The organism is Collinsella sp. SGI.180 (genome assembly GCF_050313455.1).
In the GTDB taxonomy this organism is placed as follows: domain Bacteria; phylum Actinomycetota; class Coriobacteriia; order Coriobacteriales; family Coriobacteriaceae; genus Collinsella.
Window position 1 is genome coordinate 1 of record NZ_JBNPLL010000026.1, and the last position, 10704, is coordinate 10704.

General features: G+C 55.7%; 8 protein-coding genes and 2 tRNA genes. All 10 read right to left on the reverse strand.

Features of this window, described 5'->3' with window-relative positions:
* Nucleotides 1–211: 211 nt before the first annotated feature.
* The 10 genes from ACQRAP_RS08275 to ACQRAP_RS08320 all read right to left on the reverse strand — a co-directional run bounded on the left by ACQRAP_RS08275 (nucleotide 212) and on the right by ACQRAP_RS08320 (nucleotide 10513).
* Nucleotides 212–1873, reverse strand: coding sequence for a sensor domain-containing diguanylate cyclase (locus ACQRAP_RS08275; RefSeq protein WP_427795363.1), 1662 nt, complete (start codon nucleotides 1871–1873; stop codon nucleotides 212–214).
* 194 nt (nucleotides 1874–2067) lie between these two features.
* Nucleotides 2068–2679: a TetR/AcrR family transcriptional regulator gene (locus ACQRAP_RS08280; protein ID WP_427747370.1), complete on the reverse strand. Its 612-nt coding sequence runs from the start codon at nucleotides 2677–2679 to the stop codon at nucleotides 2068–2070.
* 136 nt (nucleotides 2680–2815) lie between these two features.
* On the reverse strand, nucleotides 2816–4108 hold the full coding sequence (locus tag ACQRAP_RS08285) for a lysylphosphatidylglycerol synthase transmembrane domain-containing protein (protein ID WP_154515563.1): 1293 nt from the start codon (nucleotides 4106–4108) through the stop codon (nucleotides 2816–2818).
* A 151-nt stretch (nucleotides 4109–4259) separates the two neighbouring features.
* Nucleotides 4260–4336: transfer RNA gene (locus ACQRAP_RS08290), tRNA-Glu, on the reverse strand.
* A 22-nt stretch (nucleotides 4337–4358) separates the two neighbouring features.
* Nucleotides 4359–4435 (reverse strand) — tRNA-Glu (locus ACQRAP_RS08295).
* A gap of 225 nt (nucleotides 4436–4660) precedes the next feature.
* Nucleotides 4661–6055, reverse strand: a complete 1395-nt coding sequence (locus tag ACQRAP_RS08300; protein WP_427795364.1) for a CCA tRNA nucleotidyltransferase — start codon at nucleotides 6053–6055, stop codon at nucleotides 4661–4663.
* 192 nt (nucleotides 6056–6247) lie between these two features.
* A complete protein-coding gene (locus tag ACQRAP_RS08305; RefSeq protein ID WP_427795365.1) occupies nucleotides 6248–7180 on the reverse strand; it encodes a 1-phosphofructokinase family hexose kinase in 933 nt (310 codons plus the stop codon).
* Between the two features lie 225 nt (nucleotides 7181–7405).
* The gene (locus ACQRAP_RS08310; RefSeq protein ID WP_154515554.1) at nucleotides 7406–8338 is read right to left on the reverse strand and encodes a 1-phosphofructokinase family hexose kinase; all 933 of its coding nucleotides are present in this window, start codon (nucleotides 8336–8338) and stop codon (nucleotides 7406–7408) included.
* 74 nt (nucleotides 8339–8412) lie between these two features.
* Nucleotides 8413–10116 (reverse strand): phosphoenolpyruvate--protein phosphotransferase, encoded by a 1704-nt coding sequence (gene ptsP / locus ACQRAP_RS08315; RefSeq protein ID WP_427728175.1) that lies wholly within the window; start codon nucleotides 10114–10116, stop codon nucleotides 8413–8415.
* 133 nt (nucleotides 10117–10249) lie between these two features.
* Entirely contained in the window at nucleotides 10250–10513 is a 264-nt protein-coding gene (locus tag ACQRAP_RS08320; protein WP_427747366.1) for an HPr family phosphocarrier protein, read from the reverse strand.
* Between the last annotated feature and the right edge of the window lie 191 nt (nucleotides 10514–10704).

Sequence of the window (10704 nt, forward strand, 5' to 3'; positions counted from 1 at the left end):
TTTATTTCTTACCGCAACAACAACCGGAGAATAATAGGATTAATGAAAGGCGGTGCACATTTGCCCAGCGAAATGCGCGTCTGGGCATTTTCAGACTGATTAAATGCAACATCCATCTGCTTGAAAGCGACATCACAAACCGTGCTGCCCTGTGCGGTCAAAGTCGTGAACTACCGTGCAGTTTTACGTTTATATGCGCAGCTTTTCCCTCTCACAAGCTGTGCCTTCTCCGATCATTCCCTGTCACGATGTAGTATTGCTTCTTGTTTTCATACATTTGCGCATCTGCGGCTTTCAGAAGCGACTCAAAATCCGTGTCCTTAGTGCCGCTTATCGTCGTACCGAGGGACGCGGTAGCCCCCAGTTGGCTTTTTGCCGTTTCCAGTAGTTTCTGAAACGCCGGGTGTGTGATGTTTGGCAGAACCGCAATGAACTCATCTCCGCCAAGCCGATACACATGACGCTTTCCGAACACAGATTTCAGCGTCTGTGCGGTCTGCACAATGGCTTTATCACCGGCGTCATGTCCCTTTTGGTCATTTATTTCCTTTAGGCCATTTAGGTCGCACATGACAACCGCCAGGGGAAAATACTTCTCCAGCTTTTCTGTGTACGCCCAATCCAGTGCTTTTCTGTTTTTACAATCTGTGAGCTGGTCATATAACGCACTGTGCTCCAGTGCATTCGCATTATCGCGCAGTCTTATCATAAAAGAGACCATAAACTCGATCATATCCATCTCATTCGAGATCTCGTCCAGTTTCTCTTTGGGAGGATTGTCCACACCGTAGAATCCGACCATCTTGCCGTTGATTTTGATTGGCCCTGTCACAAGGGTATTGACACCCTGAGGTTTCAGCCGTTCATAGATGGCTTCGTTTGTTTTTTTGCATTCTTCAATGTCAAGGATGATGGCATTGTTAGATTCTTGATATTGTGCAAACCATGTTTCAATGATGCCTTCATACGGCACATCCTGCAGGTTATCTTTTTCTTTGGGTACGCCCGCTTTGCACCACTCGTAGGTGTTGTCAAACGTTCCGCGGTCATTCTGTTCAAAGATGTACGCTCGATCGGCGGTCACACGCTGTCCGATATACTCCACCAGTTGATTCAGCACTTTGTCCGGAGTTGCTTCTGAAGCGGCATACCGAACCATGTCCGTGAGGAATCTCTCGTAATTCAGGAGTCGTTCCTGCGATTCGCGCTTGCTGACTTCCAACGCTTCCATTTCCTTATGGTACAGAATTATCTGGAGCTTGCTTCGCATCATCGTGGCAGTCAGAAACATACTCAGCACCCCGTACAAAATAACATTCACGAGGTTTTTGGATAGAATTGGGTTGTGCTGCGCAAAGAAAGCAAGTCCGATATAGAGCAGCATGCTGCTCAGAATCAGCCCGTTCATGACCGCCGCTCTAGCGGTAAACAGCAGCGGCGCTACCATCATGAACACAATGTAGTTGACCGTGAGCTCCTCCGGCGTAATCAGCGTTCCCGTAATAATGCCGAACAGCAGCAGCGCGGCAAAAAAGCTGTATACAACCAGCTCTTTCCCCAAGAAGCTTCTAAGTTGACAACGAGAAATGCAAAAATAGAGCAAAGAAAGAAACGTATAGGCCAGATACACCCATTTATATTTTGCGATACTCAGAGAAACCGCACTCAGCAGCGTTATGACTCCAAAGGCAACAAGCGCCACAACAGAATACAGCCGCATGGCTTTCCAGTTTTCTTCCCATGCATCCTGTTTTACTTTCTCATAATCACAACGACTAAACATAAACAAGGAAACGATATTATTCATACGTATTTTTTCAATCTCTGTTTTATTGCTACTTTGCCCGTCCATAACAAACATCTGAATATCCATCAGGATCAGGCCATAGTCACCGGGTTCAAAACAACCTAAATTAGGTTTTACCACTCTCCCGCAATAATTCAAGAAAACCGATACCGATCTTTCGGATATCGCCGGGCGTATTTACTCAGATCCATCCCAATCAATCGAGCATCACACTACGGATAGACGACCTAAACGGCAAGGGAGCTCCAGGGGATACCGCACTAAGACAAACGGGTCTCTAGGCTCGAAAGGCCGTTCAGGGTCAGGTCGTTGGCGACCGCCGAGACGCGCTCGATGGGAACCGATCCGTCGGATAATGCCCACGTGCGATAGATACCGATAATACCGGACAGCAAAAACGCCAGGTAGTAATCGAACATCTCGTCCTTGAGACCTTGGGGCAGCAGATCGCGCTCGGCAATCTCATGTTCGAGCGGCGCACGAAGACGAGCCATAAAGTCGTCGAGCGGAATGTTTTCAATCAGCTGGCGATTGAGCACCAAATTGTTGCACAGCGCCTCGTTAACGGTTTTGAAGAAGGTCGCCGCCGCTCCGAGTGCTCGCTCGTTGGTGTTACCGCCCATAGAGGAAAGCGTCTTCTCGACTGAGTCGACAATCATCTCGACCACATCCACGGCAATGGCATCGAGCAAGCCGTCGACCGTGCCAAAGTGCACGTAGAAGGTCTTACGGTCGACATTTGCCTCGCGCGCGATGGCGCTCACTGTAATATCGTCGAGGGGCTTTTCCATCAGCAGTCGCTCGAATGCCGAAAGAATCGCATTGCGACTGCGAACGATGCGGCGGTCAAGGCGCGGTTTAGTGGTGGCCATAGACGTGTCCCCTTCATGTCAACTGCCCACCTATAGCTCCTGTACAAGTGGGAGATAATCAACGTAAGAGGATTATCCTACATCTAGCATCGCAATGACGAGCATCATTAAGAACGCACGACTCACCAACTGGGCTCTAGGGCCGCTTCTTTTTATTGAGCGCCGCAGGGGAAACGCGGATACCGTCGCCAGTCTGACGAACATAGGTCTTCCGTGCCGGTTTAGAGGCCACAGCAGTCTTTTGAGCATGCTGATTGGGGTCCACGGTAACCTGAGAGGTTGGATGTGCCTTAACGGACGCAGAAGGCTTCTGAGGAGTGCGCCCGAGCTTGCACATCATACGGTCCCAGCGCGCATGGATACTCTCGTTATGAGCGCTCTTAAGGCCCAAAAGAGGGGCGGCCAAAATGGTCGGCGCGATAAAGGTAATCAGACGCCAAAGCAGATAGCCGGCAGTCGCTGCCGTGCCAAAAAAGTGACCCAGGAACAGCGCAAAGCCGCCCTCGGCACCACCGGTGCCGCCAGGCAGCGGGACGGCGGAACTCAACAGCTGTACAAAAGCACTCGCCGCCATGACCGAGAAAAAGTCAACATCGTACTGACCAAAGGCAAGCATCAAAAAATACGGAACCAGGTAGAAAAACGCCAGCTGCAACATGGTGATGACGACCGTGAGCAGCATGGACGAAAAATGGCCGGCAGAGAGTTTGAATTTCTCGGAGAACGAGTAGATCTCGCCATCGACAAAGGTGCGCCAGCCCTCGATCTTAGTAGCGGAAACGCCCATGCGCTCGAGCCAATTGATAATACAATGTGCGACGCGCGTGACGGTCTTGGGCATCAACGCCACGGCAAAGATGCCGAGAAGAATGCAGCAGTGGCCGCCAAAACTAAAGACGCAAAGCAGCGTCATGTCGCCATAGCGCTCGGCGAAAAACGGCATGCGGGCGAGCAGCAGAATGGCACCCCATGCCACCAAACCAAACTGGTACACGATAAAGCGGGTGAACTGCGTGGCACCCGCTTCGCCCACATTTTGGCCGGCTTTGGTCAGGCGATAAATCTGGGCAGGCGTGGAGCCCATCATCATGGGTGTCAGGTTGCCAAAGAAGATGCCGCTCGCCTCGACCGAAATGAGGTCGCGGATGCCGACAGGCGAATTGGGATCGAGCCATACGGCAATCGCGTACGCCACGATGCCAAAAAACAAGTATAGGAACATGCAGAAGCACGCGGCAGCGAGCCACGGCGCCTGAACGCTAGCCATGGCGGCCCAGAACTGACCCATCTGACCGGTCACGACCAAATAGACGATATAGCCCACCAGCACAATGCCAATAAAGATGGCACCACGACGTGCGCTCTTGTTGTCATCGCCGCCCGAAACATCGACTTGAGGCTTTGGGGTATGCTGAGAGGACTCCGTCATGAGGCTCCTTCTGACCGTCAATGTATCTGGCCTATTGTACCCGTATGGGAGATAAGCAAAACGTAAAGCTATGGGGCAAATGGGATTAACAGACAAGCCCGCCGGTAATAAAAAACCCGCCCTTCGAAAAGAAGGTCGGGTATCCAAAACTTGGTAGCCCGTACCAGATTCGAACTGGTGATCTCCGCCTTGAGAGGGCGGCGTCCTAAACCGCTAGACGAACGGGCCATAAGCCTCAGCAGAAAAGAAGTGGTAGCCCGTACCAGATTCGAACTGGTGATCTCCGCCTTGAGAGGGCGGCGTCCTAAACCGCTAGACGAACGGGCCACATGACATCTGCACTGCCGTGCTGCGAGGACATATATTACGGGACAAAAAACGCGAGCGCAAGAAGAAATTCCAAATTGGCCAAATTTTGTCGTGAGGTTATGGAACAAGCAGGTCAACCTGGTAGCTAATTTGGGACGGGGCTTTTTTAGCTACCCCTGCCAGAATCACGATTGTTCGTCCTATTGACAGCGGGGTAGCTAAAAAAGCCCCGTCCCAAATTAGCTACCCCAGGTTGAGGTGGGCCAGAAGGGCCTCGCGGGTATTGGGAACGTTATTCTCGATCACGGCGTCGAGGGCGACGTTGAGAAGCTGTCCCAGCTCAGGCCCCGGTTTGACGCCGGCGCGAATCAGATCCCCTCCGTTGATGCCAAGCATCTTAAGCGTATAGGGCTCCCCCGCTTCCAACAGTTCGTGGGCGAGCGAACGCATCTCCTCGATGGTCTCGACGTAATAGAAGCACGACGGTGCCTTACCCAGCGTATCGGCACGCTTAAGGTCCATAAGCTCGTCAATCAAACGCGGCGTGTCGACGCCCTCACCCGAAAGCGAGCGCATCATATTGAGCAAACAGGAGCGCTCGGGGCGCAACGGCTTATCGTGATACCTGATAAGCAGACACGCGTCGCGAACCAAATCGTGCGAAAGCGCCAAGCGATCCATAATAGCGCGCGCTTTCTTGGCGCCAAGCTCAGGATGACCGTAAAAGTGGCCGCTGCCCGCATGATCGACCGTAAAGCAATCGGGCTTGGAGACATCGTGCAAAAACGCTGCCCACATTAAGCTCGACGAAGGCGCCACGCCGTCACACAGTGCCAGCTCCCCCGCTACCGTCAAAACGCGAGCGATATGTTCGTAGACATTAAAGGCGTGGTAGACGCTGCGCTGGTCAAACCCACGAGCCGGCGCAAGCTCGGGCACGGCGGCGCAAACAAGCTCGGGGTAGCGTAGCATCGCGTCTCCCCCGTGACCGGTCGATAGAATCCCCTCGAGCTCAATGCCCACGCGTTCGCGTGCCACGGCATCGAGCAGCGGCGAACACTCGGCAAGCGCCTGTTTGGTCTTAGGCTCGATCATAAAATCCAGACGGCAGGCAAAACGCACGGCGCGCAGCATGCGAAGCGCATCCTCGTTAAAGCGACGCTTGGGATCTCCGACGGCACGAATCAGCTTACGTTCCAGGTCGCCCTGGCCATCATAACGGTCGACAAGACCGCGCTGGGGATGCCAAGCCATGGCGTTAACGGTAAAGTCACGACGTGCCAGATCGTCCTCAAGCGACGCCGCACGCTCCACACTCTGGGGATGGCGACCATCGGTGTAAAATCCGTCCAGGCGATACGTCGTGACCTCAATACGCTCATCGTCACAAAGGGCGGTAATGCCGCCAAATTTTATGCCCGACTCAACTACCGCAATGCCGGCTGCCTCGAGCGCCGCCTTGGACTCTTGCCACAGGCCGCTACAGCACATGTCAACATCGTGGCTGGGACGTCCCATCAGGGCGTCACGCACCCAACCGCCTACGAACCAGGCCTCGAGACCGGCGTCCTCAAGCGCACGTAGCACACGCAGGGAGGCATCTGTGGGCTGCGTACCGTTGAGCGAAACATTACACATACCTATGGCCTCCTACGCTTACGAGCGTTAAACGATGGTTCTCAAGCAGTCTAGCAAGAAACAAGTGTGAGCGCACATGAAATCACATCGTCGATTCGCGCGAACGAGACAGCAGAGCCCATGCGGCCAACAGATAAAAACACCCGCCTCGGAGATCCAAAGCGGGTGTTCGGCAACGATGTGTCTAAACGGTTAGCAGACCTGGCGAACGTCGATGTGCTTCTTATATTCGTCCACCTTGGCAAAATCGCCCAAACCGGGGCACTCGACCACGTTGGCACCGGTTGCCATCGAGAGGCGCAGGGCGTCCTCGACGCACTCGGGGGCATCATGCCACACGGACAGGAAGGCGGCAAGCGAGGAATCGCCGGCGCAGACCGTCGAGAGCAGCTTGACCTCAAAGGTGCGTTTGGCAAACCAAATGTGCTCGCCGTTGGAGAAGTACGCGCCGTCGCCACCAAGGGTCAACAGCACATTCTTAGCGCCCTTGGCATGCAGCTCAGCCATAGCGCACTTAACGGTCTCGTCGTCGCCACCGCTCACCTTAATGCCAAAGATGTCGAGCAGCTCGTCGTCGTTGGGCTTAATGAGCAACGGCTCCATGGCAATGAGATCGGCCAGCTGATGGCTCGAAATATCGAGCACGAACTCGGCACCCTTTGCCTTAACACGGCGAAGAACCTCGGCCAGGAAACCCTCGGAGGTGTTGGGGGGCAGCGAGCCGCTAATGACCAGGCAGGTCATGTCGTCGAGCGAGTCGATGAGCTCAAACATCTCCTGCTCGTTGGCAGCATTGATGGCAGCGCCTGCATTGACCATGTTGTACTCGGTATCGGGACCGGCGTTGAGGAAAACGTTGACGCGCGTGATGCCGTCAGTCCACACGGGCTTGACGGGCACACCCAGGGCCTCGGCGCCCTTGACGATATACTCGCCTGAGAAGCCGGCAAAAAAGCCCAGGATCGTGGTGTCGACACCGTAGTGATCGAGGGTGAACGAGACGTTGAGACCCTTGCCATTGGGCGTATAGACCGCGTTGCGCGTGCGGGTGACGGTGTTGGCGGAAAGTCCGTCGCAGGAAATGTTGTAATCAATGGCGGGATTTGCAGTGAGCGTGTAAATCATGAATGTTCCTTTCACAAAGCAACGTGATAATGAAAGTATATTCCACACCTTGTGAAAAGACCATAGCAACTCGGCGAACGGTGTAGAACGCGTGCAGGTCGCCAGAAAAGCAGCAAGGCGGGGCAAATAAACAGGAGTGCTTGCCCTGAAGCTCATTTGCAATTTAAAATAAGCGCCCCGGCTTAAACCGGGGCGCCATATAGCCACGAATATGTAGCGTTTCGCTTACTTGCGATCGAGCTTGCGGACAGCAACGCGCTTACTATACTCATCGACGTGACCGAAGTCGCCGATGCCCACGGACTCGGCAACGTTGGCGCCGGTGGCCATAGCGAGCTTCATGGCCTCCTCGACGTTGTCGCGATCCCTGTACCACTTGTGCAGGAACGCAGCGAGCGTGCAGTCGCCGGCGCAGACGGAAGAGACCAGCTTGATGTTGAACTCACGCTTAGCGTACCAGATGTCCTCGCCGTTGGAGAAGTAAGCGTCGCCGCGGCTGCCACGGGTGAGCAGCACGTTCTGGACGCCGGCATCGTGAGCCATCTTCATAGCAACGCGGACCTCGTCGTCGGTGTCGACCGGCACGCCAAAGATGGCCTTCATCTCGTGATGGTTCGGCTTGATGAGCAGCGGCTTCTTGTGAGCGAGCTCCTTGAGCTTGTCGGAAGACAGGTCCAGGACGACGTCGGCGCCACGAGCCTGAGCGTGATCCATGACCTGAGCCAGGAAGTCGGGCGTAGCTTTGGGAGGCACGGAACCAGAGACGATCAGGCACTCAAGATCGCCCGCGGTGTCCAGGATGTTGTAGAGCTCCTTCTGGTGCTCCGGCGTAATCGGGGCGCCGGGGTTAAGGATGCCGTACTCGTGCTGGCCATCGTTGACATAGGTGTTGATACGCGTGATGCCGTCGGTCCAGACCGGGCGGCACAGGCAACCCAGGTTCATGACCTCCTCGACGATAAACTTGCCCGTGAAGCCGGCGAAGAAGCCGAGCGCGACGGTGTCGACGCCCATCTTCTTAAAGGCGAAGGACACGTCGAGGCCCTTGCCGTTAGCCGTGTAGCTGGCCGAGCCGGTGCGGACGTTCTCGTCGGGCTCGAGCGGAGAGCTCGAAACCGTCATGTCGACAGCCGGGTTAGCGGTTAGCGTGTAGAACATTTACAGTACCCCCTGTATATTTGAGGGCCGCGCGGCCAGCCCATTCCAACCACGCGGTTACCTCTGATACCAAATTAGCGAGCGGCAGCCTCAAGCAGCGCCTTGACCTCTTCGGCAGTGTTGCAGGCGAGCGCCTTCTCGGCGAGATCGTCGCACTCGGCCTTGGTCCACTGGCTGATGGTCTTGCGGGCGCGAAGGATAGACGGAGCGCTCATCGAGAACTCCTCGAGGCCCCAGCTGATCAGCAGCGGCTCAAGCAGCGGATCGGCAGCGGCCTCGCCGCACATACCGACCATGATGCCAGCCTTGACGCCGCTCTCGATGATGTTCTTGAGCGAGCGAAGCACGGCGGGATAGTACACCTGGTACAGGTTAGAAATGGTGTCGTTACCACGGTCGGCACACATGGTGTAGCCGATCAGGTCGTTGGTGCCGATCGAGAAGAAGTCGGCGACCTCGGCCAGGCGGTCAGCGATCAGCGATGCGGCAGGCGTCTCGACCATAATGCCGACCTCGATGTTCTCGTTGAACTTGCGGCCCTCTTCGGTCAGCTCGGACTTGCACTCCTCGACGAGCTCCTTAACGGCCAAGACCTCCTCGACGCAAGTGACGAGCGGGATCATGATCTTGACATCACCAAAGGCGCTGGCGCGCAGCAGAGCGCGGAGCTGTACCTTGTACTGGTCGGGGTTGGCCAGGCAGTAACGCACGGCACGGAAGCCCATGAAGGGGTTCTCTTCCTTGACCATGTGCAGGTACGGGATCTCTTTGTCGCCACCCACGTCGAGCGTGCGGATGATGACCGGAGCGCCATTGAGCGCGCTGGCAACCTTGCGATAGGCGTTGAACTGCTCCTCCTCGGAAGGAAGCTCGGCGGAATCCATGAACAGGAACTCGGAGCGGAACAGGCCAATGGCCTCGGCATCGTGATCGAGCGCGTTGGGCACGTCATCGGGGTTACCGATGTTGCAGGCAATGATCTTCTTGATGCCATCGGCAGTCACGGACGGCTTGCCACGGAAAGCCTCGAGGGCTGCCTTCTCGGCAGCGAAAGCCTCGGCCTTGGCGGTGTAGGCGGCGAGCGTCTCCTCGTCGGGATCGGCCTCGACGATACCCTTGCCACCGTCGACGACAACGGTCATGCCGTTGCGCAGCGCGGTGCAGCTGTTGGCAACCGAAAGGACAGCCGGAATCTCGAGGGCGCGGGCGATGATCGCGGAGTGCGACGTGCGGCCACCGGTCTCGGTGACGATACCGGCAACGTGGGCCTTATCGATCGTGGCGGTCATGGACGGCGTAAGGTCGTGCACGACAACGACAGTGTTTTCGGGCAGGACGGAGAGATCGACGACCTCCTTGCCCAAAAGCTCGGCCAGAATACCAGTGCGGATGTCAGCGATGTCTGCCGCGCGCAGGCGGAACATCTCATCGTCCATGGACAGGAACATGTTCTCAAACATGGTCGAGGTGTCCATGAGCGCCTGCTCGGCGCAGGTGCCGCCGTCAATGGCGGCGTTGATGGCGTCGGTCATGCCCGGGTCCTGAGCCAGGACGATGTGTCCGCTCATGATCTCGGCCTCGGCCTCGCCCACCGTCTCCTTCATGTGGTCGGCCTGAGCCTGGGTCTTCTCGCAGAAGACCGAAAGGGCGGTCTGGTAGCGCTCCTTCTCTGCTGCAGAATCAGCAACCTCGTGCGGCTCAAACGTCAAGTCGGGTTCGACGGCAACCATGACGGTGCCGATACCGATGCCCTCGGAAGCGTTGACTCCCTGATACATTCCTATTCCTCTCTCCGTGTCATGTGATAAAGCGTTTTGCCATATCCATGACAAAAGAGCGCAGTTCCCTTTAAACAGGTCACTGCGCCCCCAAATATGAACTTAGTTGTTCAACATGCGACCCGTTTGAGTTCTACTCGCCAAGACCGCTCTTGATGAGCTCGATGGCAGCAGCCAGAGCCTCGGCCTCGTCAGCGCCGTCGCACTTGACCTCGACCTCGGTACCGCAGGGGATGCCGGCAGCCATGAGGGCCATCGGGGACTTGCCGTTGACCTCCTTCTCGGGGGTGACGACCGTCACGTCGCAGGCGTACTTGCCCATGGTGGAGGCGAAGAGGCCAGCCGGACGCATGTGAAGACCCTGAGGATTAATGAGGGTAGCCTTCTCAGAAACCATAATTGACTCCTTTTTTGTGTTTAACCCCTATCAGCAATGCGACAGGAGCCATATTCACGACGTTGATTATATTAACTCACATCAAACGGTTTTTCATTATGTTTCGCACGAATTGTTGGACAGATGTCGTTCCTGCACGCTCGCCTGCCGGGCGGGGCGGTTAAGTTTGCTGCTCTACAGTCCTGCGCAAG